The sequence below is a fragment of the Emticicia aquatilis genome, assembly GCF_014644295.1.
GTDB lineage: Bacteria > Bacteroidota > Bacteroidia > Cytophagales > Spirosomataceae > Emticicia > Emticicia aquatilis.
Map to the genome: position 1 here is coordinate 273,088 of NZ_BMKK01000003.1, position 24,515 is coordinate 297,602.

Genomic DNA, 24,515 nt, shown 5'->3' on the forward strand with positions numbered 1-24,515 from the left:
AAATACACACAACCAAAATGATAGGACTTACAAAAAAAGTGGCAGTAGTACCACTGCAAAGCGAAGCAAATGCCAATTATAATCCGTTCCCAAATGATACTACTACTAATCCAACGGATATTCAAGCTATCAAAGCGGCTTTTTTGGCTGACCAAGATGTTTTAACGGCACTAAAAGGAAGTGACGGCCAACAAGGCCCACAAGGGCCGCAAGGTAATCAAGGACAGGCAGGACCAGCAGGTGATTCCGTAATAGTGCGAGATACAGACCCGACTGATGCAATCAGCAGTAAGGTTGGAGATTTGTACTTGAATGCCACAAGCGGAACACTTTACCAACGTTCGGGTATTACTCAAGCCCAATTTTACGCAGCAGGTTTACAAGGTCTTGTATTGCCCAATTCCATTTGGATTAGAAAAGGCAACCTAAAGGGGGCAACTGGAGACAAAGGAGATAAAGGGGACGGAATTATTAGTGGCAATGGACACCCGTCAAACGTTGTTCAAACTTTGCCGCCTGTTGGTACTTTGTACATCAATAAAAATACATTTGGGATGTACGAAAGAAGTGCAACCGAATACATTCCTGGCAATGTACCTGGAGAACTCCCCGAAGATTATACATTAGGCTACTGGTACGCTTTAGGTTCTTTGAGAGGTACAAACGGAACTAACGGCACTAATGGTGTAAACGGTACTGATGGCATGGATGGCAATGATGGAGAAAGTGCTGTTAGAATCTTATCTAATTACCAAGTAATTGGCAATTATGATTTGTTACAAAATGATATGGGAAAAACCATTGTCATAATGGCACAATGTGGGCTTTCAACCATGCAAGAAATAGACAACTATGATGGTTCTATAATTGTAATAAATGACCAAAACACTAATGTCACAATTTTAAATGCAAATGGTACACAAAGTGTTATTTGTTCGCAAAAATCGGTTTCAGTGGTTAGTTTTAAAGTTGATGGTTCGGTCTCTGTGTATAGTTTGAAAGGCCAAAACGGCACAAAAATTTACACTGTATCTGCTTTACCATCGAACTCGGCAGATGTACAAATTTACCAAAATGGCGATTTGATGTTTAATACAACAACAGGTGTTTTGTATGAAAAATCAAATATGACAGCTGCACAATTTTTAATTCAAAATTCACAGCAAGGAACACAGGGAGTTGTTTTAGCCAATGTTGTTTTTCTAACGAAAGGCAATCTAAAGGGTACAAACGGCAAAGATGCAGTTGAGATTTTAACAGGTGCAGGCACAGTTTATTTGTCTAATGCTCAATTAGGTAAATATTTGGTCATTCCTGCTGATTCTGCAATAACACAGATTAGTTTTCGAGATACGACAATAGCATCTACAACTACATTTCTTTGTTTAAAAAAGTTGCAAGGTGGTATCAGTTATATTCCTACAAATATGGATTTGCCTTCGCAGTTGGCACAGGCAAAGTCGGGCGATTTTTTTGCTATTCAAAATTTTACTGCACCTGTGGATGGGTATTGGTTTACAAAAACAGACCTAAGAAGTGGAACGAGAATCAAAACAGGAACTGACCATTTGACTTTTACCGATGCCAAAACAGGAGATTTGTATATTAATACATCAACTGGTCACTACTGGAAATTTACTTCGGCACAGGATGCGTATTCTCAATCTGGGGTATGGGACGATTTAGGAGCATTAGGGGGAGCAACATCAATGACGCAAATTTTGCGTGACCAAGTTTTTACAGTTCCTCTCAACATAAAAAATGTTTTAGTTCATGTATCTATTGATGCTCAATACATCGCTGGCGGTATTCCTACAATTAACCTTTATTACGATACTTCGGTGTTAGAAATGATGGAAATTTTGAATCCTACCACAACGGCTGTCAATGTGAACATTATCAATGAAGGTTCACTTGTTAAAACTTATTCGCTTGATGGCTTTTCAATCACTAAAATTTTTAGAGTAGAAGATGTACAATTATTTGACTTTTTTATGCTTTCAACTGCAAACGGAACAAATTCAAACCGATTGTAATCATTTTGATACCAAAATTTTAGTGTTGCCGAGCTGATGGACGACGGAGCAGCTCTACTGAAGATTTTTTTTGATACCAAAATTTAACAAAATTTTTCTTCAGATTTTATTTTCTTTAAAATTTTGACACCCAAAAGCAAAGCCGCCTACCATATTGATTTGGTAGGCGGTCTTACTTTATCCGATGAAATGTTATGAGATTTTATTGGATTTAACTATATATTTACCATATAGTAGTAATATAAATATTCCCCAACTCTCTGTACATACTTTAAGTTGCTCTTTCCATTTAGTAATAATTTTAATATTAAAACTAAATTGATAATTTTCTTCATCGTCTTTAGATTGGGGGAAAATATTATTACTTACATTAAGCATCGCTTTGAAATACTCTTGCTCTTCCTCACTTTGAATATAGCTTTCTTCATCAAACGGAAACATTTTTAACCAATAGGATAATGACTCTACTACCGTTTGAAAGGACTGCTGCAATTCTAAACTTAATTTATTCAAATGTTGTTGTAACATATTTTTATCAACATCCGAAAGTTCAATCTCATCAAATAACCTCAAGTCATAGAAATGGTCAACCAAGAAAAGTAATTTTCCATAAGCCTCGGTTGCATTATGGATTTTATTAAAGTCAGGATATATTTTCGCCCAAGTATCTATATTGAATCTTTTACAAACTTCATCATCAATAGGCTGTGGAAGTGAATTGATGATAGATAATTCTTCAAAGATTTTATCGTTTATTTTATAAAGATTGAACTCATTCCAATTATTGTTTAATGTTTTATTTTGAACTGTTTGAATAAAGTAAAATTTTGGAAACCATATTTTTAACATTAAGTACTTTAAACTTGTGTATGCTGGATTATCAATAGCTTGATGCAAAATATTATAAGCTTCTTTAAGCCCCAAAAGTGAATAGATAGGGCTTTGGCCTTCAATTATAAATATTGGTTTGCCCTCTGTAATTTTATGATTAAAATATTTTATGGTAAAGTAATCAGACTTAGAAGCTTGTTTGAACTCTTTCAGTATTCTGTTTTCAAAATCAGACTTTAAATTCAATAATCTGTTCAATGAATGGTCTGCTTTTTTGTTGTTCAAGAAATCTTTCCAAATAATAGCTGTAGTATAGATGGATTTTGTCACAATTTTTGAATTATGAAAAGGGTCAATATTTCCCAAAACAATTTTATATTGAATATTATACTCGGTAAGACTATCAATTGCATCATATAGATTGATTTGTGATAATCTCTCTATGTTTTCATTGTGAATATGTTCTTTTTCTGTTTGTAATTTTATTCTTGAATACAGGGTTTGAGCTGATTGACTAATAAAAGTTTCAATTTTACTTTTAAAATTTGAATACTTATCAAAGAAGAGTTTATATTTAGATTTTAGTTTATTATTTATCACTTCCTCTCCACGCATTTGATTTTTAATAATATTATTGTCATTATATATTCCTAAAGAATCAGTAATGGATTTTGGCTGCATAACTTCTTCAGGAAACTTAAATAAAGCATTGTTCATAACGGGAATTACAGGCTTATAAGTTTTACTGTCTGCAAAAAGCTTTGCAAACGAATTGTTAAATTCATTTAGCTTTTCTTTTATTAGACTTTCCCAATGATTTAAGAGAGCTAAGTACTCTTTCCAATCTTCAGGTCTATTGGGGTAATTATAAAGTTTTATTATACAAGCATTAATATTAACCCATTCTTCTAATGGTAAATTGTCAATGGGTATCGTTTTATGTGTATCGTCATAATCCACTGCCAATGTTTGTAAGCGATGACCATAGCCTTGTGAGCAGTATTTTTTCTTATCTGGAAGAGCTGTTCTGATTATATCTAAAATATTTACTACAAAATCATTGCTTGCTCTTAATTCCTCATTCTTGATAATATCAATAATGTAGTAAACTGTGATTTCTTCTCCTTGAAAGTTAATATGTACTATGTCAAACTCTTCTTTTATTTTCTTTATAAATTGTTCAATATTTTTCTTTCTTATGTTATCCAATTGAGAAGAGTAATAGAACATTCCCAACATCAATTTAGATAGACTCAGACTATCCATAATTTGAAAGGCTTTTTCAAATTTTTCTTCAGCAAAAGTTTCAATATCGTTTTTTTCATTAGGTATATTTTTCAACCAAAATAACGCTTCACCAAATGATTTCCATTCAAATATTGTCAAGGGAGTTTTATTCGGAAAATGAAGTTTATTAATTACTATAGTTGCTAAATTGAAAACATTTTCCTTTGCAGAAACTTTCTTATTAATTTCATCTATTTTTTCTATAATAATATCATCAACCTGAAGAATATCTAATATTCTTTTTTTATCAAAATTACTTGAAAACATAAAATCAATAAAAAACATCCAAGCTGCACCACAAGTTTTTCTACATTCATCGAATAGCCCACGATTAGTTTCAACATATTTTTTTGTTCCAAGCCATATAAAAGCTTTTACTATTGATGAGTATGTCGCCCAATTTTCTACAGAAATATATTCATTTAATTTTTGAATAAATGTGTCTGATTTTAGAATTTCAATATTGAACAATTGTAGAAGGAACAAATACAAATCTTGTTCACTTAATAATGGGATGACTTTATAAGCGTAATCTTCTTTATGATTAATAAATTCATCAAACAAAATTTCGGTCAACTTTTGAGAGCGGACAATGTGTAACCCCTGAATGTACTTTTTGTCCAAAGACTTTTTAATCAGATATTCATTTTCTAATTTTTCAATTATATACTGATAATTTATATTAGAATTTAGTTTTGAAGCATCAATCTTTGCTCCAAATGAATCAGCAAGACTTACAACTCTTAAAAACTCAATTTGTTGGGCTACATTTGGGCTATTTTCTGACTGTATTTGCTGTATCTGTTGTTTTAATTTATTAACTAAGGAATCTCCTTGTGTAATTGAATAAACAAATTCTAACATAGGAGCATTATTACCTAATTGAATCCATGCTTGTTCAAAATCAGTAAAGTGGTTTACTTTATTTTTTTTATTTAGGTTTAAGTAAACAGTCTTTGCTTCATCTTTCGTAAGAGATAGTTCTATTTCATTATACTCAAATTCAATGCCCACTGCGGATGCTCTGTACCAATCCTCATTCCTAATTGCAATGAGAAACTTGATATGTTTTAAATGAGCTGATTCTTTTATTACTTTAAGCCATTCTGTAGTATTCGGTGTTACATTGATTACAAAAACTGTAGGAATCTCTAATTTCTTACTTATAGAGGCAATGGATTGGATAGACTGTTGAGTGACTATAGGGTCTTGTTGAATATTGAGTTCAAAAGAAAACCAATCATTTATGTACCTATGTACATAACTGTATAACAGTGCAGTTTTTCCTTGTCCAGATGCACCTTTTAGCATTAAAACATTATTCGTTCGTAACTCTTCATTAATTTTTTCTAAATACTTTTCTCTACTAATATCAAGACCTAACATAATGTGTTCATATCTCGTTAATGTTGCTTTGTAAAATTCTTTTTCTAATAATTGGAGATTTACATCGTTACTTGAAATTTTATGTAATGGTTTTAGAACTACACCAAATTGATTGTGTATGGCGATTCGCTCACTTAAATACCTTGCAAAGTCCTGAACTTTATTATAGAAATCTTTTTTCGTAATTGGTTGTTGTTTTTCAGCAATGAACTGTAACCAATACAATAGAAATCCGATGGTTGGTATCGGGTCAACTTCAGTGAAGCTGGCTTTCATCAGTTGTTCAACTTCGTTTGCGATTAGCTCTTCATTGATTTCGACAAACTGTATTTTATTCTTAATTAATTTCCAATCATCTTGGGTTATTCTGTGTTTTTCTAAAATAGGTTTTTCTGTTTCACTAATTATATTCTGATTTTTATTCCAGTTTTTAAGCTTTTCACTTATCTTCCCATACGACACAAGTATTGGTGTTGCCTCTCGGTAGTTATTCAAAAACCTTTTAATGAATGAGGTTTTTTTTGTTAAAAGAATATCCGATAATCTTATAGGGTCTTCTATGTTTTTTAACTGTATAGCATACAATAGTTGTCCATTGTTATCTAAAATATCCAAATCTTCCTCTCCCTCTAACCTATAAATGAAATCATTAGAAATGGTGGATAAGATATAGTGCAATGAATATAAGAATTGGGTTCTATACCCCTTAAGAGCTGATATAGCTGACATTGGATTAAATTTGTTTATTATAATTGCGGAATATATTCACGAATTAACTCTATTGTTATTCCAATTGCAACCATTATTGTTAAATTGTAGAGTTATCTTGAGTGTAGAAATAACCTCGAAAGGGTGTGTGCTTTAGTATGTTGCAGCAGGTATAGTTCCTAATCAGTGTAATTAACATTTATGGGGTAATAAGATTCTAAAAACTTATTGCCCCATAAATGTATATTGTTTATCCAATAAAATACCCCGACTTAAATTCTTTCATAAAGTCTTGAAATATTTTATCTACTTCACGCACTTCATTTTCTGTGGGATAAATCAATGGGCTGTATTTGGCTTGTGATAATAGTTTATTTTGAATGTTCATCGAACGAAGTTTAAGCGAAACCCAAGCTTCAAACCATCGTGCAAATAATTCATTCCTACGAATCAAATAATCGCTTTCAATTCCATTAGCCATCATAAATTTAGCCAATCGGGTATAATAGGCCGAAGGGGTTTTGTTGGGTACTTTCCAAATGATTTTTTCAAGTAAATCGTTGGTAATAACCCTTAGTCTTTGCCTGTCGTTGCAAGGCATTCTACTTCGAGATACTGAACGACCACCAGTTAGGGCAAATACTTGTGGATGTGGTGAGACGTATTCACCGCCTACATAATCAAGAAAGTGGCCGTATTCGTGAGCAAATGACCCCATTCCACCAGTAGCCACAAACCGAGCCAATTTACTTTCATCGCCACGATGGTATCGGGTAACGTTGATTATTTTAGTTTGTGATTCGTAGTGAGCCAAAGCAGAACCCGCCCCCCTTGCTCCAAATGAAACCGATAAAAGCCCAAGACCTAAGAAATAATCAATATTCATTAGTTTATTGAGGTCATAAAGGCTGATGATTAATCCATTCACATAATTGAATCTATCTTCGTTAGTTACCCAGTTACCGAAACCAATTTCAGCAATTCCAAATTTGGTACGTAACAAATCGGGGTTTGAGCCATAAGAAAGTGACTTTGGCAAGTCAAGATTCGGGCGAATGAATTTTGAATAATCGAGGAAACCGTTTTCGCTCCAATATTTGTCAGCACGGCTGCCAATGGCAATTTTAGGTGAATTTAGGATTACTTTACTTCTTTGCATTTTTGAGGAAATTTTGTGCTTGTTTTTCGATGGCTTTAAGATTGTTGTTAGCGGTTGTTTTGTTGTTTTCTCCGCCAATTAGCTTTTCATTATCGGGCAATTTGGCTTTCGTTGGTGTTAGTTTTCTAACTTTCATTTTGCTTTTTGGTTTTGGTGAAAAAATATTTAACTGTGAAAAAATGCTTATTAATGCTCCAGGTCAATGCACATTTTGAAAGTGTGATTTTTATTAATTATAGCTGCATCGAGTATTCACACTTAATGTGATTTTGGCTAAATTCAGATTAGCCGGCCATTCACACTTGGTGTGATTTTTTACCATTCAGCTATCGGCGACTGCTCACATTTGGTGTGAATAAAACCTATTTAATTGGAACAGTTGCTTCACACTTGGTGTGAATTTAGGCTTGTCAATTCGCTGAGCTTTCGCACACTTAGGCGTTTTCTACAAGTATTGTTAGCCGATTTCTGCTTACCTTGTAAAGCCCTACCACATCCACAGGGGCAAGTTTTAGTGTTAAAAATTGTACGACTCTGTGATTCGGTAGCGTTCTTGATAGCACGTGCAATCACATTTGAAACGCCTAAATGCACTCCGTTTCCAACTGCTTTGTACTTTGCGGCTTTATGGAATGATTCAAGCAACGGAGGACCTGAAAAGCCTTGAAGCTTACAAAAATCATCAAAGTTTCTGCGTTCGGCTTTTCTCCCTTCGCAAGCCAACGCACAATTTTGTTTTTGGCCGTTGTATTTTCGTACTGGTGGGAGTTCCAGAAGTAAGCCTTCTTTGCTACCGAATTGGAATGTTCGATTTCGATTTTGTGAAAAACCAATGTCAAAGGGGTTAAGGTTGAATCGTTGAACGTGGTAGCCATCCACGATAATATCGGGTACTTGTGGCACGTTTTCGAGTAAAAACCACTTTGGTTGGCATTCTATTACGATGCGAGCAAATTGTAAAAACAATTCGATTGATTCGGTATTTTGGTTTCTGCTACGGTTTACTATGCTAAATCCTTGACAGGGCGAACCACCTATGATGCCATCAAATTTGCCCAAAATACCATTAAAATCTTGTATCGGCTGATTAGTGATAATATCGCCAGCACTAACCACACAAAAACCGTTTTTCTTGAATCCATCATCAAGCATCCCGATACCTGTAAATGTTGAAAGAACTAATTGCATGGCTTTAAATTTAGATGAAACACATTTTATAATTTGTTACCAAAATTCACAAAGCTTTCAATAATCCAACCCTTGCAAATGCGATTTTTGGTAACAAATTTGATTTATATTTTTTTTGGCCGTCAATGCTCCGAGCGTCAGCGTTTTTATTTTGGTATCAAACAATGAATTGGCTAAACAAAGAATTGAAACCCGATAGCATTTGCGATTCTATCTTTTCGACTTCTTCAAGGTCTGAAATCACGCTATAAATGGAATCGAACTCGTGTTCTAAACATTTTACGTAGGTAAATTCAAAGTGAGGTATTGGCTTATTTTTACTTTGAACTTGTGTAATTTTCAAGCAACAATCCTCTGATATTTGCTTGAGTAAAACCGTATCAGTTTGGTTTTTATCGCTGGCAATCAAGATATAGTTCATAATTCGGATAGATTTTGTTGAAATTCTTTGAATGATTCAATCGTACGTTGGTACTTTAAAACTTTGTTCTCCAGTTGACGGATTTTGGTTTTTGCTTCATTAAGTTCAATTGCTTTTTGGTCTCGTTCGGCTTCATACTTCATCTTAAACCATTGGCGTTCTTTCAAGCCTTTAATCACAATCGAACTTCCAGTAAGTAGATTGTTTTCTCTACCGATTTCGTTCATTATGTCGTTGGTTTCTTGGTCAATTTCCCTAATCTTGACCGTCTCAAAGTTTTTGTTCATTTGATTCTTTTATTTTAGGTTTTACCGATACTCCAAATATTTTAATGAACCATCTATTTAATTGCTCCCACTCCTTTTCATCTAATGGATAGGCTTTTACAAAAACTACCTCTTGAATCAAGACCAAAGAAAAAGCAGATTTACGTCGAAATTCGGCAATGGCTTTTTCTAATGTTTGAGCATCAACAAAAACTCGAAATCGACCGCCATTGTGGCGATAAACTATTTTATATTGATTCATTTTTGCTTGTTTTAGGGTGAGTTTTGAATAAATAGTCATAGTACATATTAAGGCCAGCAATCAAAACGTCATGCTGTGTATGTGGCAATCCTTTGGCTCTACAAATCAACTGCGTATGTTCAAGTGTTTCTTTCTGAATCTGTGTAGCCTTAATCTCAATCCTGTGTTCGGATTTAGCAGAATACTTGGTTTTGCGTCCCATCTTGAATCTGAATATTACAATTGTGATTAACTAAACACTGGTCAAGCTTTGAAAGGATGCTTTGTAGCAAGGAGTTTATTTTTTTGCCCAATAAATCTTTTGCAATGATTCGAGCGGTTGAAAGTGGCATTTCAAGGCTGTGTAATTTTGCTTCATTTTTGAAATGCCAAACGTATGATTTTTGGTTTAAAATATGGAAATAGTCACCTAAAACCATTTGGCTATCACTCACATAATCCAAGTTTGTATCCTGTAAATAGATATGTATCATGTGGCAATAGTGATATAATTGCGAAAATTCAGCTACCGAAATTTTTATTGTTATCTTTTTCATTTTGAGTTCTGAGAAATGTAATAAAGAATAGTGTCATAAGCTTCTTTCAATTCAGTATTGGTTTTGTACTTACAAAACGTTATTTGAATGGTTTCGGAAATGTCCAAATCATCAAAGAAATTAGAATAAATAGCGATGTAAATTGCTTTAGTATTCATTTTCAAGGCTGCCCGATTTTTACCTTTCATGTCGTTGAGCATATAAATTTGCTCAAGCAATCGCATTAAAAGTTTCTGTTCCATATTATCGCCTAATCATGTGGCCGAGATTTGAATTAACCAAATTTTCAATGTTTTTAACCTCATTGGCTTCATTCACGGAGTTCAACGGATGAACTTTTAGGTAAGCATAATAAAAGCCTTGAACACGACCGTATGGCACACCTTTGGTTTTCAAGCCTTCGCAATAGTTATCAAGTTCGGCTTGGTTTTTAAACTGACCTTTGATTTTGAATAAATCAGGGCTAAATGATTTTGCAGTTATAGGCTTTACTTCGGTATAGTTTTGGCCTTTGTGAATTTTGGTATAGACTTGTTGTAGATAATTTTTTAAGTCGAACATTGTTTCTGCAATACCATGAAGTTTGTAACCTTGACAATGAAGCTCTACCAACATTTCATCGTTTTCTTTTCCTGCTTTTCCATGTTTATAGAAAACCATATACTGACTTTTTGACAGGTATCCGTTTGCAATAATTCGACTGATATAGCCAACTAAACACTTTTCTTTGTCCAGTGGCTCGTCATGGTTTTTATGTTTTGAATAACCATCCAAAACTTCGACTTTTCCATCATTTAGATAGATTTCGTGTCTATAAGTTGCGTTTTCACGGTCTCCTACGAATTTGAATTTGCGTTCTGACATTTTTGTTAAATTTTTTGAGTTCGTTAAAAATTTGGGTTCTCCTAACGTTACAGAAACGTTCTATGTACTATTGAGACAGGTACGTTAGTAACGATTCTACGAAGTAGAATTTTTGGTACTTCGACCCTAACCGAATAACATGGTAGGGGGGCGGAAAAAAAAGCCTAAAAATTAGGCAAAAAGAAATCCGCTCGCACTTCTTCGAGGGGTGCGACATTTGGGGTGTGGGTGCTGAGAATTGGCCATAGCTAAGCAACCACAGGGATAATATAAATACTTGATTCTAAGGGGCTTGCGAAGTAATACGCATAAGGAAAAATTAAAAAAAGGAGTAAAAAATACTAAAAAAACTTGCTTTTTTGCTAAGAATTTATTAGTTATTAAGGCGGAATACTAAGGAATTGGCACATAAAGAAAACAGTTAGGTATAGTCAATAATTAAATGCTCCAGTGTGGCCAAATAGGCTTGGTTAAGAATGTAACCGATACATAAATTCGTGCTTTCTAATTACAACCCAAAAAATTAACTAAATTAACAGTCAATATGATAATCGTCGTAGTGCCTGTTTTTCGACTTTGCACGTCCTAAGGCGTACATAAAGCCAGCAACAAAAAAACACGCTCCGACAATAAAAATCTTTTTCATGTTATTTAGGGTTTCAATCGCCAGTTTTTACAAAAACTTTCTCAATCTGATACCTTCCCAATGGTGCTTTCTGTAAAATATCCTGCTCTGCATCTTGGTAGGTGTCATACTTACGTTCATTCAAGAAAAATGCTCGTTTTTCTTCGTCCCATCTTGAAATAAAAAAAACAACTTTCATATACATTGAGGTAAAAGGGGATTTTTATATTTTTCTGAATTTAAAAGGATGGTGGGGGCAAAGCCCCCGAATCCATGTCTAATAAATCCACACAACTTTTATGAAAAATCTTGTTCGGTTAAAGTCCTTGATTTATAAGGCTCAAAACCTGCTGTAATATTGTCAATCTCTCTTTGTAAGTTATTTTCTCCGAAAACCTCACACCACATTTCTTGTATCCTTCGATTCAAAAAATTATACTCATATTTTTCGGCTGTAACCTTACCTTTCAGAATCGAATAAATTCTATCTCGTGTTTTTGGAAACTTGCCTGTTTCCAATTCCTTCATCTTTTTCCAGTCAAAAATGAATTTCGACTTTTTGACTTCAAACTTTCTCGAATCAACTGATTCGTAAAGTGCCAGTAAAATTGGAATTTCAAGCCGTAACATAAATTTTTTATCGGTTAGATGATGAAATTTCAACAATATACTTTAATTTCGTTTCGTTATCGTTTTGATTTCGATTCAAAGTAAAATAAATTTAAAGTAAATTACAAATAAAATTAGAAAAATTTTAATTTATTGTATTATGGTACATCACGGACAAAGCATTTTCAGTATTGCAAAGACAAAAGGTTTTAATAAATCAAGTCTTGCCAGAATGTTATCAAAAACTCCCCAAGCAGTTGATTATGACGTAAAAAGGGCAGTTTTAGATAAAGAAGTATTAGAATCTTACGCTAAGATTTTAGGAGTGCCATCAGAAGAATTTCAAAAGAATTTAAAAGAAATTTCAAGTAACGAAGATAAGTCTTTGCAAGAAAGATATTTAGATGTTCTTGAAGAAAATAGAAAATTATGGAGAGTTCTAATGAGTAATGGCTTAACAATTGATTTGGGAAAGCTTGATGTTATTAGATTGCCACGTGTTTCAAGCCTATATTTTTTTGGCTTTACTAACATTTCTAATAACATTTGTGAGTAATTTACTTACAAGTGGCTGATTATTAAGGTTTTGGGCATATTAATTGTTAATGACTTGTTAAAAATTTGGGATATAAATATATAATGATGTTTATTTGTATTAACAATATGCTTTGCTAATAACAAAATCTTATTTCAAAACTTAAAATCAATTAAATCAATGAAAAAATTAATTTCAACAATTGCAGTTGTTTTCGCTTTTGTAGCATCAATCCAAGCACAAGGAGTATTGAAATTCAATAAAGAAGTGCATGATTTCGGAAAAATTTCTGAAGGCCCATTGGCAACTTATAACTTTGAAGTAACAAATACAGGTACAGCTCCAGTTGTTATCTCAAATGCACAAGCATCTTGCGGTTGTACAACTCCTGAGTTCTCGAAAGACGCTATCATGCCAGGTGGAAAATCAGTAATCAAAGTAGGATATAACACTTCTGGCCGTCCAGGTGCTTTTACAAAAACTATCACTGTATCAAGCAACGCTGAAAACTCATCAGTTATCTTAACTATCAAAGGTGAAGTAACTTCTGCACCTGCTCCAGCAGCAGCACCAGCGGCATCGCCAAATGCTAAGAAAAAATCATAATCTGAAAAAGATTAGTTTTTATACAAGAGCCTCTCGCAAAACTGCGGGAGGCTCTTTTGTTGGTGATTAAAAAAGTTTTAGCTACGCAACCATTCCGAAAACATCAGCGTACTTGTTAAGTCTTTTAGACCTTCCCCTTTTTTAATTACTAAACAAAACCGTAAAAAATGAAGACTAAATTTTTAGCCCTTATCGTGGCAAATGTACTGTTCTTTTCATGCTCAAAAACTGAGCTTGAACCATCGTCGAGCGAGCAGCCATTAAAAAGCTATCAGTTGGCTGGTGGTGGTACATGTACGCCAATTTCGAGCTATACCGTGAAAGGTGATTATCGTGCAGGCGAAACAGGTGTTTCGACGATTGATGTTGCGTATGCCGTAAAACCTTGCGATAAAAATCAGACAGTAAATGTTAAGATTGAAATTATAAAATTTGATACTAAGGCTGTTTTGGCAGTTGGCGAAAATCTTGAATTGAGCGGAAAATACCATTTTGCAGGTGTAGGACTTTATGGAATATATACTGCAAAAATGACGGTAACTGATACCGCAACAGGAAGCGTTGTTGCTACAAATTCATTCTCGGTTGCACTTGTTCCGAAAAGAGTATAGTCAACCTTTTTTAACTTTTAAATATTATTATTGGTCGTAGAAAGATTAATAAATATGCTGAAGCCCCATTCTTTTTTGGAGATTGGGGCTTTTTATTTTTGACAAACATTGAATATAAATACCAAATTTTTATATTTGAGTATTAGAAGATATGTCAACCATCAACAATTCCCTTGAACCTATGAATTTTCTTTGTATCTGTACTTATTTCAAAGGCGTCGAATTCCTGAAATCTTGTAAGGCCGAAGGCAATAATGTGTATTTGCTGACCAACCAAAAACTGCAAGATAAAGCATGGCCTCGTGAGTCAATCGACGAGATTTTTTATTTAGATAATGTAGAAAATACTTTCGATACTTACCAAAAAATATTGGTAGGCTTAGCAGCTTTGATGCGAAGCAAAAAGATTGATAGAGTAGTGGCACTCGATGACTTTGATGTCGAGAAGGCTGCACTGGTGCGTGAGCATTTCCGTATTCCAGGAATGGGACAAACTACTGCTCGTTATTTCAGAGATAAACTTGCCATGCGTGTGCAAGCACAAGATGCTGGCATTGCTGTTCCGCCTTTCAGCACACTTTTTCATGATATTGATATTACTGAATATTTGCAACGTACTTCTCCACCGTGGGTGATAAAACCTCGTTCGGAAGCATCAGCTGCTGGAATCAAGAAGGTACACAGTTTCCAAGAAGCATGGGATACCGTACATTCGTTGGGCGGCGAACGCCATAATTTCTTGATTGAGCAATTTAAACCTGGCGATGTATATCACGTAGATTCGTTGACGCTCAATGGTAAAGTAATTTTTACGAGATGCAGCCAATACCTAAACACACCTTTTGAGGTGGCTCATGGCGGTGGAATCTTCCGTTCGGTTACCGTTGAGCATGGTTCAGAAGATGATGCTGCTCTCAAGAAAATGAATGAGGATGTGATGCGGGCTTTTGGTATGAAATCGAGTGCCTCGCATACCGAAATGATTAAGTGTTACGAAGACGGTAAATTTTATTTCCTCGAAACAGCGTCACGCGTAGGAGGGGCTAATTTGGCCGAAATGGTTGAGTATTCGTCTGGAATAAATTTATGGAGAGAATGGGCTAAAATAGAAACCTCAGTAGCCATTGGAGGAGCTTATGAATTGCCACCAGTTGAGGATTATTATTCAGGAATCGTGATTTCGCTTTCATCGCAGGAACATCCCGACTACGCACCTTTCAATGACCCCGAAATTGTTTGGAAAATGAACGAAGAATATCATATTGGGCTTATCGTACGTTCAAAAAGTAGAGCAAAAGTAATCGAACTCATGGAAAAATATGCCATGATGATTCGAGATTTGGGCTACCATGCTTCTGCTCCCGCTCCCGATAAACCTGTACATTAATTTGATTTACGAATTACAATTTTGGATTTACGAATAATATCCTATTCCATAAATCGTAATTCGTACTCGCACGGGCGACCCCGTCTTAAATCGTAAATCGAAATGACACAACAAGAAATCATCAATTACGTAAATACTCATCCATCAGGCAAAGTCAAATTGGCGATTGCTGATATTGATGGGGTTTTACGTGGAAAATATATTAGCAAACAAAAATTTATGTCGCTACTTGATGGCGACTTGGGTTTTTGTGATGTAGTTTTTGGCTGGGATATGGCCGATGTTTGCTACGATAACCCCAGTTTTACGGGTTGGCACTCGGGCTATCCTGATGCAAAAGCAAAGCTGGATTTAAGTACATTTCGGAAAATTCCGTGGGAAAATGATATACCGTTTTTCTTAGCCGAATTTATTGAAGATGCTGCCGAAGTTTGTCCAAGAAATGTACTGAAAAGAGTCATTGAAGATGCTGATAAACAAGGCTTTAAGCCTTTCTTTTCGCAAGAATTCGAGTGGTTTAATTTTGAAGAAACGCCAGCCTCTGTTCACGAGAAAGGCTTTCAGAATCTTACGCCACTTACCCCAGGAATGTTTGGTTATTCGTTGCTCCGCAGTAGTTTACGCAACGATTTTATGACCAATATTTTCGAGCAACTCACCAAGTTTGATATTCCACTCGAAGGTTTGCACACCGAAACGGGGCCTGGAGTTTACGAGGCTGCAATTACCTATTCAGATATTTTATCGGCTGCCGATAGAGCGATTTTATTCAAAACTTCGGTCAAAGAAATTGCCAATAAATTGGGTATTATGGCAACTTTCATGGCAAAAATCAATGAAAATCTCCCAGGTTGTAGCGGTCACGTGCATCAAAGTCTGTGGGATTCTGCTGAGAAAACCAATCTTTTTTATGATGAAAATGCTCCAAATCATATCAGTTCATTGATGGAAAGCTACATGGCTGGACAGTTGCATTGTTTGCCGCATATTTTGCCAATGGTTGCTCCGACAATCAATAGCTACAAGCGTTTGGTAGAAGGTGCTTGGGCTCCAACAACGCTTACTTGGGCGGTCGATAACCGAACAGTGGCTCTGCGAGCTTTGCCTTTAGGTAAAAAATCGTGTCGCCTCGAAACCCGTGTGGTTGGCTCAGATACCAACCCTTATTTGGCATTGGCGGCTTGTTTGGCAGCTGGATTGTATGGTATTCGTCATCAGCTTAAACTTAATCAACCCGCTACGGTTGGCAATGGCTACCGTGACCTCAGCAATGGAATTTTACCAAGCAATTTACACGAAGCTACGCAAGCCATGAAAAATTCGGCTATTGCTAAAGAACTTTTCGGCGAAAATTTCGTGCAGCATTTCACCCAAACCCGTGATTGGGAATGGCGACAACACGCCAAAGTTGTAACCGATTGGGAGTTGAAGCGTTATTTTGAGATTGTATAAAATCAATGATAGAATATTGAATGATAGAATGAGTGAATATTCAAGTGCTTGATTATAATTAAGTAGAATGACGAATTTAGATTTACGAATGACGAATTTAAAATGCTTACTATCAATTATTTAAGCCATTTCAAATTTAAAATAAATTCATCTCTCTACTTAACTTATGGTTATAGGTGTTCTAATCGAATATTTTCTCATTCATTCTCCCATTCTCTCACTCTCTCATTCACTCATTAATTCTATGATAATCCTTGTTGTATTTTTGGCGATAGCCTTCATTGTTGTTTCTTCTACTTGGTTCAAACTTCACCCTTTAGCGGGCTTACTTTTGGCGGCTTTAGGCGTTGGTATTTTTGCAGGTCTGCCGATTGATAAATTGGCCGAAACAATCGGAAAAGGCTTCGGAGAATTGATGTCGAAAATTGGCTTGATGGTTATTTTGGGCTGCGTGATTGGGGCTATTTTGGATAAATCAGGGGCAGCAATAAAAGTTGCGGATGTTATTCTGAAACTTTTTGGTGAAAAATATCCTGCCTTTGCGATGTCGGTCATTGGAGCGATTGTCGGTATTCCAGTTTTTTGCGATTCGGGTTTTATCATTTTAGCAAAACTTAATAAAATCGTAGCAAAAAAAGTAAATCGGCCACTCGGAACGATTGCTATTGCTCTTTCGGGTGGACTTTTCGCTACGCATACGCTCGTACCACCCACGCCTGGCCCACTTTCGGCGGCAGGAAATTTGTATCTAACTGATTCGGTCGGACTTGTGATTTTGGTTGGTTTGGTGGTTTCGATTCCGAGTTTATTTGTCTCTACTTGGTTTGCTCAGAAATTTGCGACAAACGTAGAAATAATCGAAGATAACGATTTGGAAATCAGCGAAGTAAAGAGCAACAATTTGCCCGCTTGGAAAGCATTTATGCCAATTTTATTGCCGATTTTATTGATTGCTTTTGCATCTTTTGCCAAAATCTCACACGTTTTCAGCGAAGAAGTTTTGCATTGGTTAAGTTTTCTTGGAAGCCCACTGGTATCGTTTTTATTGGCAATTGGGTTTTCTTACACACTTTTCCCTGAGAAACCTGCTGAAAAATTGTTGACTTGTTTTAAAAGTGGAATTGAACATTGCGGTACAACGCTTGTATTGGTAGGAGCGGGGGGAGCTTTCGGTGCGATTTTGAAAGAAACTGCTCTAAAAGATATGATTAGCGATTGGCTTTTGGCCAATCAGACATCGGGCGTGATGTTTTTGGTGATTGCGTTTTTGGTGGCGGCATTTTTCAAAACTGCACAGGGTTCAACCACCACTTCGATGGTGCTTACTTCGGGCATTTTAGAACCGCTCACCACCACCGTAGGTTTCACCGAACCGCTCGACCTTACGCTTTTAGTAATGGCCGTTGGTAGCGGAGCAATGACCGTTTCACATGCCAACGATGCTTGGTTTTGGGTGGTTTCGCAGTTTACTGGCCTCAACCAACGAGATGCCTATCGCACCCACACATTGCTTTCTGGCTTGCAAGGAATTGTGAGCTTGATTGTGGTTTGTTTGATATATTTGATATTTTGAGTCTAATTATCTTTAAAAATAAACCACGAAGTGGTTGAACATAAATAGCCGTAGGTGAAACCTGCGGATTAGTGGAGAAATAAGTTTAACCCTGACAGGGTTGAACTTAAAAGAAACCTCACAATTTTCCATAGGTTTCACCTACGGCTATTCAAGTTTAATCTCTTCGAGATTACAAAAAACATCACTAAATGGAAGCTTTTATACTATCAAATTAAAATCTTTTTTCTACACATTCAACCAATAAGTCATTTTCAAAATCAATGCTCGGTTTTTAGGAGTCCATGCTTTGATATAATAATTCGGAATACTTTCGGCAAAATAATTATCGGTATAAACCAAGAAAATATCTGAAACAGGACGGAAACGCCACTGTAAACGAGAGTTGATATTCGTATTGTTGGTTTGGGTATTATACTGAAAAAACGTACTGAAAAATACACTTTTCGAGAACGACAACTCAGCACGAGGCCCGACAAGCCAATATTTTACACTGTTGTATGGCTTCGACATATCAATTTGGGTATAGTTAAAATCAAGGCCAAAAACGCCGTAAGGCTGATAACGATACCCGATGCTTCCTTCTAAAAACAAGCTTTTTCCCTCAATTCCTTTGACTTTATTCGTAAAATAATCACCTTTTGTGTAGCTAAATGAACCATTGAGGTCGTTACGATTACTACTTGTATAACCAAAACTTATAAAGTTTGAGCGATAATCTCCCACAGGCAGTTCAACCACATTTTTGAAGTTATCAGGGTTTGGATTATCGCTGGCATTGGTGGGGTCGAAAGAAGCAAATAAATGCGTAAAACTCCAGCCTTTTGCCAAATACACCTCCGAACCAGCCGAATTATTAGCGAAAAGAAAAACGTTGGTTTCTCCGTCAAGACGTTTGCCTTTTAAGTCGAAAACGTCACTTCCTTCAGTACCGATTCCGTAGGCATTGATGTATTTGGCCACTTTTTTCGATTTCGGATTCAGAATAATATTTGCTGGGCGGTATATTTGCCAAATGCCCGTACGTGGCACAAAACCCACATCTGCACGATAGTTTTCGCCGATACGTTGCACACCTAAGTTCAATTCAACATTTGGATGGCTATACCCCATAAAGTGGGCGGCACTTCCTGCATCTTTCTTGTTTTCAGGCGAAAAAGATTGATGATAATAACTTTCAGACTGAAAACGGCTATCTTTTGAGTAATAATTAAACTCTAATCCACCGACTCGATTAAATTTTCGGTAACCCGCCGTTTGTTCGGCGGTTAGATTACTGAAATCATTTTCTTTATTAACAAAAATTCCTCCGAGCGTAGAGCGATTCAAGAGTTTTCGTTGCACAACTGCCACCGAATAATTGGCCGCTGGTAAATATTTATCTTCACCGAAATTTACTTTGCGGGTTTGCATATTCATTACTCCAATTCGCCAATCGTCGTTGAGTTTTCCGCTGAGTCTTGCACCTGCCAAAATCGGTACTCGTTGTGTATTTCCTGTATTTGGATTTCGAGTAATACCGATACGACGTGAGAAAAACGGACGAGTATCAGGAAAACCAAATGTGCCAAAAAGGTCGTTATTTTCAAGGAAAAACTGACGTCTTTCGGGGAAAAATAGTTCAAAACGGCTGAGGTTTGTTACTTGTTTGTCAACTTCAACTTGTGAAAAATCGGGATTGACTGTTAAGTCTAAATTTAGTGATGGTGTGACCGCAATTTTGGCGTCCATGCCCACACCAGCAGGGAAATTAGAGGTCGTTGGTAGGGCTTTTAAGTCACTTTCATTGCGTGGAAAATCCTTTTCGGTTGCCACCGATACAAACGGAATCAACGAAACATTAGCCCCAGGTTTTGGCGGGTTTTCGTCCCAAATCATGTTTCCTGCAAAAGCCAAGTTGGCTGGTCTAAAATTACGTGGAACTGGTCGCCAAGTCGAGATTTCATTTTTTTTCAGCACATTCCTCCCAAAATTTACACGCCAAGTATTTTGTCCTTCAGTTACTTTATAGCGTAAAGTTTTAAAAGGAATCGCCATTTCTACGACCCAAAAATCATCGTGCTGTTTTACCTGAGAGTACCACTTATTATCCCAAAAGTTAGACGTTTCTTCTCCGTTAAAAATCAATCCTTCACGTTGCACACCGTAAGGGTTAGTAGCAAACTGAAAACCATTGAGTTTATCTTTGAAGGTGTCAAAATTGACCGTAAATACATCGCTTGTACCTCCCTCAAAATCACGTTTCAATGACGCAACCGTGTAGAGGCTACGGGGTTCGTAGCAGACAGCACCAACGTAAATAAAATTATCATCAAAAAGGACTTTTACTTCGGTTTGAAGTTGAGCAAAAGAAGAATCATACGGTCGATTCAGAAAGAAGTTTTTGGCAACTTCGGCAGTTTTCCAAGAATCTTCGTCGAGCAGCCCATCTAATTTGATGGGAGTTGTTGATTTTTTGATGTGAATATTATATTTGTCTTCGTCCTGAGTTTTTGAGTCCTGAGCAAATAATAAGTTCATTCCCAATAGGATTGCCCCTACGGTAAAGTAAAGTTTTTTCATAAAGAATTTTAGAAATTGTAGTTTGTTGCTTTTAAAACAGACACATAAAAGTACGAAAAAGTTGCAAAAATGCTTTAAATCATTCCTTTTGGAGTCTTTCCTTGCTGAAATGCCACGATATTTTCTACCACACCTTTCAACAATTCTTTGCGTGCATTTACACCTGCCCACGCAATATGTGGTGTAATAATGGTGTTTTTGGCTGTCAATAAAGGATTGGTTTTAATAGGTGGCTCAACTGAAAGCACGTCAAGTCCAGCACCTGCAATCACGCCTGCATTGAGAGCATCAGCCAAGTCTTGTTCGTGAATTAATCCACCCCTTGAAGTGTTTATCAAAATCGCAGATGATTTCATTAAAGTTAATCTTTCTTTGTTGATAAACTGTTGATTATCATGTGTTAATGGGCAATGTAGTGAAATGAAATCGCATTCTTGAAATATTTGTTCTTGGCTACAAAGTTGCACATCGGTCATCCCGCCCGAGGTCAAATCACGCTTGTTTGCCAAAACCTTCATGCCAAATCCTAAGCCAATATTGGCTACTTTTTTGCCAATATCACCCAAGCCTATGATGCCCAAAGTTTTTCCTTCGAGTTCGACCAAAGGCGAATGATAAAAACAAAAATCAGGGCAAGAAGTCCATGTATTTTCTATGTTTTGGGCGTGTTCGGCTACTCGATTCGTAAAACCTAAAATCAGCGAAAACACTAATTGAGCTACCGATGCCGAGCTATATCCACGCACATTAGCTACTATAATTCCACGAGCCTTAGCCGCTTCAATGTCAATGATATTATAGCCAGTTGCTACCACTCCAATATATTTTAGATTGGGTAATTGGCTGATAGTCTGTGCATTAAGCGGACATTTATTGGTCAGTATTATTTCTGCATCTTTTGCTCGCTCAATAATTTGGTCGGGTGAAGTGCGGTCATACAATGTAATATTTCCGAGCGTATTTAATATAGAAAGGTCTAAATCATTGAGCGGATTTAGGGTGTAGGCATCAAGAAAAACGATGTTCATTGCTAAGGTTGATTAAGATAATCCATTTTCAATGGCAAATTTAACCAAATCGGCTGGTTTATTGATGCCTAATTTTAAGTTGATATTATTGCGATGAGTTTTTACGGTGGCAATGCTTAGAAATAATTTATCGGCAACTTCTTCATTTGTATAGCTTTTTCCGATGAGTCCAATGATTTCGATTTCTCGCTTAGTTAGCTGAAATTGTTTCATAAAAAAATCATCGGTATGCTGGTTATTTGTGGTGCTTTTGGTGAGTTTTGGGTCATAATATTTTTTATCACTCATCACCGATTCAATCGCCATGATGACTTCATCAACGCCAGAGTTTTTTAAAATATATCCCTGAACGCCCATTTTCTGACAGTCTTCAACAAATTTTCGGTCGTTATACATCGTCAGAATAATCACTTTTAGGCTCGGATGATGTTGCATGATTTGAGCCGCAACTTCCAAACCATTGAGATGCGGCATATTTATATCAAGCAAAACCACATTAGGAGATAGCCGATGAATGGCATCCATCACGTCTTTTCCAGTAAAAACTTGTCCAACTATTTGAATATTATCTTCGGGCGAAAGCATCATTTTGATTCCATCGTTGAATAATTGGTGGTCGTCGGCTATTAATATTTTTATCATGTTTTATTGGCTATTTGAAATCATAGATAATGTTTGTAATTAATTTATAGTCAATTAATTATGTTGCATAAGTGCTAAAAGTTATTAACTAAAAGGTATCTCCACAATTACCGTTACACCACTATCATTTACATCCAGATTGAGCGTTCCGTTGATAAAGTTTACTTTCGATTCGAGGTTATTATACATGGGTTTTCCGCTACCATCATCTTCCGAAATTAGTGTTAATTTTTCTTCATCATAAATCAATTGTAAAGTGGCATTTGTGGCAAACGAATTTTTTAAAATATCATTGATAAGTTCGGAGGCGATTCTGAAAATCTGGATTTCTACGGCCGAACTCAACCTTTTTTCTTTGCCAACAACCACATATTCAAAATGAATATCGCTGGTTTCGGATACTTTATCAATGGTTTCGGCGAGAGATTTTGATAAACCTAATTGAGCAAAGTTTTTAGGCATCAAGTTGTGCGAAACGTTTCTTAGGTTTTCAACTGCTCGCTCTAAAAGTTTTCGTGCTTCCGAAATTATCGGATATTTTTCTTTGACTTCGGCTTTCCGCGTGATACTCGAAATATAACCGATTGCCGTCGAGAGAATCGCTCCGACATCATCGTACAGGTCTTCGGCAATCCGATTTCGTTCGATTTCAAGAGCATCAATAATTTTCTGCGACTGTGCCTGTTCGTGTTGGTGAAGTGTGGTCAAAAGTTCTTCATTTTGCGTGCGAAATTTACTGAATCCAAAATACAGAACTCCCAAAGAAAGAATAATTAAATCGAATAGAAAATTGTATAAAACTACCGATAAACTATCAAATTCAAAGAGTTTGAGTGCCACATTTAAGAGATAAATCAATAAAATTAATGATTTGAAAAGCGTTACGGCTGCTAAAAAAAGTATGATTTTTTCACGTTTTTTGATACGTTCAACAACACTAATAATGCCCAATGGAATGACTATAAAGTCGAAGAAAAGTGACAATAAGAGCATAATACCGAAGAAATGCTGCGGAATTATGTCTAAAATCAATACGATGATACTGATAACCAGCGAGCCAATGATAAACGATTGGATTTTTTTTACGAAGTGAAAAATACGGCTATTTTGGGCAGTTTGACCGATGAATTGTTGCATAAAATACAACTGAAATAATACCACGAGCCACGATGAAAATGTTTGTGGATAATAACCATTAATATCGGGAAAATTCGGCCATAAATACTGAAAACTCAGCCCAGTGGCGGCCCCAATATGAAAAGCTCCCGTGAGGATAATCATCATAAACCAGCCGTAAACAATATCTTTGGTGGCAAACCAAACTACGGCATTGAGTAGCAATACAATCAGCGTTAAGCCAAATAAAATTCCCCAATTTAGGTAACTTTTTCGGTCATTTTCTTCAAATTTATCGGCTTGCCAAAGCTGAATTTTATAAGTCAAAGCTTCATAGCGTTTTTCGGCCATGATGTAATAAATGGCCGTTTCGTTGGGTTTGAGCGATAGCTGGCAAACAAAATTTCGATTTGGGAAACCTCTGCTCTCAAATTTTAGAGCATCGCCTGTGTGTATTTTTTTCGTGAGTGAATCAGTTCTAAATTCATAAATATCAAGATGATTAATTCTTGGATTTACGACTTCGATAAAATAGTTAATTGTTTGGTCATCAGTATTTTGCAATTTGAACTTTACCCAATGATTAGATGGTGAATTACCGACATTTACCTTTTCGTTTTTCAGTAATTCAAAGTTTTTTTGTTGGATGTTTCGCTCAGTAAGTTGGTTGGTTTTATCTTCAAAATGATACAAATACCCCTTTAAAGAAAACGTTCCTTCGGGCTTTAATTCAAGCGAGCGGATTATTTCCTGCGATTGTACGGAACTTGAAATTAGCACCGCAAAAAAGATATTTAGTAGTTTTTTGAACATCAACTTGGTTTC

General features: G+C 35.9%; 24 protein-coding genes. 7 read left to right on the forward strand and 17 right to left on the reverse strand.

Annotation, left to right across the window (positions count from 1 at the left end; genetic code table 11):
- Positions 1-17 precede the first annotated feature (17 nt).
- Complete coding sequence (locus IEX65_RS08540) at positions 18-2,036, forward strand: hypothetical protein (RefSeq protein ID WP_188765626.1); 2,019 nt, start codon at positions 18-20, stop codon at positions 2,034-2,036.
- Positions 2,037-2,228: 192 nt separating this feature from the next.
- Here the strand turns inward: IEX65_RS08540 and IEX65_RS08545 are convergent, their stop codons facing one another.
- The 13 genes from IEX65_RS08545 to IEX65_RS08605 all read right to left on the reverse strand — a co-directional run bounded on the left by IEX65_RS08545 (position 2,229) and on the right by IEX65_RS08605 (position 12,199).
- Positions 2,229-6,269: a hypothetical protein gene (locus tag IEX65_RS08545; RefSeq protein WP_188765627.1), complete on the reverse strand. Its 4,041-nt coding sequence runs from the start codon at positions 6,267-6,269 to the stop codon at positions 2,229-2,231.
- A 229-nt stretch (positions 6,270-6,498) separates the two neighbouring features.
- On the reverse strand, positions 6,499-7,407 hold the full coding sequence (locus IEX65_RS08550; protein ID WP_188765628.1) for an LPD1 domain-containing protein: 909 nt from the start codon (positions 7,405-7,407) through the stop codon (positions 6,499-6,501).
- Positions 7,394-7,543: a hypothetical protein gene (locus IEX65_RS08555; RefSeq protein WP_188765629.1), complete on the reverse strand. Its 150-nt coding sequence runs from the start codon at positions 7,541-7,543 to the stop codon at positions 7,394-7,396. Before IEX65_RS08555 ends, IEX65_RS08550 begins: the two co-directional genes overlap by 14 nt.
- A gap of 248 nt (positions 7,544-7,791) precedes the next feature.
- Positions 7,792-8,595, reverse strand: coding sequence for a DNA cytosine methyltransferase (locus tag IEX65_RS08560; protein WP_188765630.1), 804 nt, complete (start codon positions 8,593-8,595; stop codon positions 7,792-7,794).
- Between the two features lie 157 nt (positions 8,596-8,752).
- On the reverse strand, positions 8,753-9,016 hold the full coding sequence (locus tag IEX65_RS08565; RefSeq protein WP_188765631.1) for a hypothetical protein: 264 nt from the start codon (positions 9,014-9,016) through the stop codon (positions 8,753-8,755).
- Complete coding sequence (locus IEX65_RS08570) at positions 9,013-9,303, reverse strand: hypothetical protein (protein ID WP_188765632.1); 291 nt, start codon at positions 9,301-9,303, stop codon at positions 9,013-9,015. Before IEX65_RS08570 ends, IEX65_RS08565 begins: the two co-directional genes overlap by 4 nt.
- Positions 9,287-9,544 carry a hypothetical protein gene (locus IEX65_RS08575; protein ID WP_188765633.1) on the reverse strand — a complete coding sequence of 86 codons (258 nt, stop codon included), beginning with the start codon at positions 9,542-9,544 and terminating at the stop codon, positions 9,287-9,289. The genes IEX65_RS08570 and IEX65_RS08575 overlap by 17 nt, the downstream gene beginning before the upstream one ends.
- Entirely contained in the window at positions 9,531-9,746 is a 216-nt protein-coding gene (locus tag IEX65_RS08580; protein ID WP_188765634.1) for a hypothetical protein, read from the reverse strand. Before IEX65_RS08580 ends, IEX65_RS08575 begins: the two co-directional genes overlap by 14 nt.
- A complete protein-coding gene (locus IEX65_RS08585) occupies positions 9,718-10,080 on the reverse strand; it encodes a hypothetical protein (RefSeq protein ID WP_188765635.1) in 363 nt (120 codons plus the stop codon). Before IEX65_RS08585 ends, IEX65_RS08580 begins: the two co-directional genes overlap by 29 nt.
- The gene (locus tag IEX65_RS08590) at positions 10,077-10,322 is read right to left on the reverse strand and encodes a hypothetical protein (protein ID WP_188765636.1); all 246 of its coding nucleotides are present in this window, start codon (positions 10,320-10,322) and stop codon (positions 10,077-10,079) included. Before IEX65_RS08590 ends, IEX65_RS08585 begins: the two co-directional genes overlap by 4 nt.
- Position 10,323: 1 nt before the next feature.
- The gene (locus IEX65_RS08595; protein ID WP_188765637.1) at positions 10,324-10,944 is read right to left on the reverse strand and encodes a hypothetical protein; all 621 of its coding nucleotides are present in this window, start codon (positions 10,942-10,944) and stop codon (positions 10,324-10,326) included.
- Between the two features lie 659 nt (positions 10,945-11,603).
- Positions 11,604-11,768 (reverse strand): hypothetical protein, encoded by a 165-nt coding sequence (locus IEX65_RS08600; protein ID WP_188765638.1) that lies wholly within the window; start codon positions 11,766-11,768, stop codon positions 11,604-11,606.
- A 98-nt stretch (positions 11,769-11,866) separates the two neighbouring features.
- Entirely contained in the window at positions 11,867-12,199 is a 333-nt protein-coding gene (locus IEX65_RS08605; RefSeq protein ID WP_188765639.1) for a hypothetical protein, read from the reverse strand.
- A 139-nt stretch (positions 12,200-12,338) separates the two neighbouring features.
- On the opposite strand from IEX65_RS08605, the gene IEX65_RS08610 reads away from it, so the two are divergent.
- The 6 genes from IEX65_RS08610 (at position 12,339) to IEX65_RS08635 (ending at position 18,342) form a co-directional block, all read left to right on the forward strand.
- Complete coding sequence (locus tag IEX65_RS08610; protein WP_188765640.1) at positions 12,339-12,734, forward strand: hypothetical protein; 396 nt, start codon at positions 12,339-12,341, stop codon at positions 12,732-12,734.
- Positions 12,735-12,893: 159 nt separating this feature from the next.
- On the forward strand, positions 12,894-13,319 hold the full coding sequence (locus IEX65_RS08615) for a DUF1573 domain-containing protein (RefSeq protein ID WP_188765641.1): 426 nt from the start codon (positions 12,894-12,896) through the stop codon (positions 13,317-13,319).
- A gap of 167 nt (positions 13,320-13,486) precedes the next feature.
- Entirely contained in the window at positions 13,487-13,930 is a 444-nt protein-coding gene (locus IEX65_RS08620) for a hypothetical protein (RefSeq protein ID WP_188765642.1), read from the forward strand.
- A gap of 181 nt (positions 13,931-14,111) precedes the next feature.
- Positions 14,112-15,317, forward strand: a complete 1,206-nt coding sequence (locus IEX65_RS08625; protein ID WP_188765643.1) for an ATP-grasp domain-containing protein — start codon at positions 14,112-14,114, stop codon at positions 15,315-15,317.
- A 102-nt stretch (positions 15,318-15,419) separates the two neighbouring features.
- Positions 15,420-16,769 carry a glutamine synthetase family protein gene (locus tag IEX65_RS08630; protein ID WP_188765644.1) on the forward strand — a complete coding sequence of 450 codons (1,350 nt, stop codon included), beginning with the start codon at positions 15,420-15,422 and terminating at the stop codon, positions 16,767-16,769.
- A 244-nt stretch (positions 16,770-17,013) separates the two neighbouring features.
- Positions 17,014-18,342, forward strand: a complete 1,329-nt coding sequence (locus IEX65_RS08635; RefSeq protein ID WP_188765645.1) for a GntP family permease — start codon at positions 17,014-17,016, stop codon at positions 18,340-18,342.
- Positions 18,343-18,570: 228 nt separating this feature from the next.
- Here IEX65_RS08635 and IEX65_RS08640 read toward each other — a convergent pair whose 3' ends face one another.
- The 4 genes from IEX65_RS08640 to IEX65_RS08655 all read right to left on the reverse strand — a co-directional run bounded on the left by IEX65_RS08640 (position 18,571) and on the right by IEX65_RS08655 (position 24,503).
- Complete coding sequence (locus tag IEX65_RS08640) at positions 18,571-20,904, reverse strand: DUF5916 domain-containing protein (protein ID WP_188765646.1); 2,334 nt, start codon at positions 20,902-20,904, stop codon at positions 18,571-18,573.
- Between the two features lie 74 nt (positions 20,905-20,978).
- Positions 20,979-21,932, reverse strand: coding sequence for a D-2-hydroxyacid dehydrogenase (locus tag IEX65_RS08645; RefSeq protein WP_188765647.1), 954 nt, complete (start codon positions 21,930-21,932; stop codon positions 20,979-20,981).
- A 12-nt stretch (positions 21,933-21,944) separates the two neighbouring features.
- The gene (locus tag IEX65_RS08650; RefSeq protein ID WP_188765648.1) at positions 21,945-22,574 is read right to left on the reverse strand and encodes a response regulator; all 630 of its coding nucleotides are present in this window, start codon (positions 22,572-22,574) and stop codon (positions 21,945-21,947) included.
- Positions 22,575-22,658: 84 nt separating this feature from the next.
- A complete protein-coding gene (locus tag IEX65_RS08655) occupies positions 22,659-24,503 on the reverse strand; it encodes a sensor histidine kinase (RefSeq protein ID WP_188765649.1) in 1,845 nt (614 codons plus the stop codon).
- Between the last annotated feature and the right edge of the window lie 12 nt (positions 24,504-24,515).

Bases quoted from the DNA above. Each gene is read 5' to 3' on its own strand.
- IEX65_RS08540 (WP_188765626.1), top strand. From the start codon at position 18: ATGATAGGACTTACAAAAAAAGTGGCAGTAGTACCACTGCAAAGCGAA.
- IEX65_RS08545 (WP_188765627.1), bottom strand. From the start codon at position 6,269: ATGTCAGCTATATCAGCTCTTAAGGGGTATAGAACCCAATTCTTATAT.
- IEX65_RS08550 (WP_188765628.1), bottom strand. From the start codon at position 7,407: ATGCAAAGAAGTAAAGTAATCCTAAATTCACCTAAAATTGCCATTGGC.
- IEX65_RS08555 (WP_188765629.1), bottom strand. From the start codon at position 7,543: ATGAAAGTTAGAAAACTAACACCAACGAAAGCCAAATTGCCCGATAAT.
- IEX65_RS08560 (WP_188765630.1), bottom strand. From the start codon at position 8,595: ATGCAATTAGTTCTTTCAACATTTACAGGTATCGGGATGCTTGATGAT.
- IEX65_RS08565 (WP_188765631.1), bottom strand. From the start codon at position 9,016: ATGAACTATATCTTGATTGCCAGCGATAAAAACCAAACTGATACGGTT.
- IEX65_RS08570 (WP_188765632.1), bottom strand. From the start codon at position 9,303: ATGAACAAAAACTTTGAGACGGTCAAGATTAGGGAAATTGACCAAGAA.
- IEX65_RS08575 (WP_188765633.1), bottom strand. From the start codon at position 9,544: ATGAATCAATATAAAATAGTTTATCGCCACAATGGCGGTCGATTTCGA.
- IEX65_RS08580 (WP_188765634.1), bottom strand. From the start codon at position 9,746: ATGGGACGCAAAACCAAGTATTCTGCTAAATCCGAACACAGGATTGAG.
- IEX65_RS08585 (WP_188765635.1), bottom strand. From the start codon at position 10,080: ATGAAAAAGATAACAATAAAAATTTCGGTAGCTGAATTTTCGCAATTA.
- IEX65_RS08590 (WP_188765636.1), bottom strand. From the start codon at position 10,322: ATGGAACAGAAACTTTTAATGCGATTGCTTGAGCAAATTTATATGCTC.
- IEX65_RS08595 (WP_188765637.1), bottom strand. From the start codon at position 10,944: ATGTCAGAACGCAAATTCAAATTCGTAGGAGACCGTGAAAACGCAACT.
- IEX65_RS08600 (WP_188765638.1), bottom strand. From the start codon at position 11,768: ATGAAAGTTGTTTTTTTTATTTCAAGATGGGACGAAGAAAAACGAGCA.
- IEX65_RS08605 (WP_188765639.1), bottom strand. From the start codon at position 12,199: ATGTTACGGCTTGAAATTCCAATTTTACTGGCACTTTACGAATCAGTT.
- IEX65_RS08610 (WP_188765640.1), top strand. From the start codon at position 12,339: ATGGTACATCACGGACAAAGCATTTTCAGTATTGCAAAGACAAAAGGT.
- IEX65_RS08615 (WP_188765641.1), top strand. From the start codon at position 12,894: ATGAAAAAATTAATTTCAACAATTGCAGTTGTTTTCGCTTTTGTAGCA.
- IEX65_RS08620 (WP_188765642.1), top strand. From the start codon at position 13,487: ATGAAGACTAAATTTTTAGCCCTTATCGTGGCAAATGTACTGTTCTTT.
- IEX65_RS08625 (WP_188765643.1), top strand. From the start codon at position 14,112: ATGAATTTTCTTTGTATCTGTACTTATTTCAAAGGCGTCGAATTCCTG.
- IEX65_RS08630 (WP_188765644.1), top strand. From the start codon at position 15,420: ATGACACAACAAGAAATCATCAATTACGTAAATACTCATCCATCAGGC.
- IEX65_RS08635 (WP_188765645.1), top strand. From the start codon at position 17,014: ATGATAATCCTTGTTGTATTTTTGGCGATAGCCTTCATTGTTGTTTCT.
- IEX65_RS08640 (WP_188765646.1), bottom strand. From the start codon at position 20,904: ATGAAAAAACTTTACTTTACCGTAGGGGCAATCCTATTGGGAATGAAC.
- IEX65_RS08645 (WP_188765647.1), bottom strand. From the start codon at position 21,932: ATGAACATCGTTTTTCTTGATGCCTACACCCTAAATCCGCTCAATGAT.
- IEX65_RS08650 (WP_188765648.1), bottom strand. From the start codon at position 22,574: ATGATAAAAATATTAATAGCCGACGACCACCAATTATTCAACGATGGA.
- IEX65_RS08655 (WP_188765649.1), bottom strand. From the start codon at position 24,503: ATGTTCAAAAAACTACTAAATATCTTTTTTGCGGTGCTAATTTCAAGT.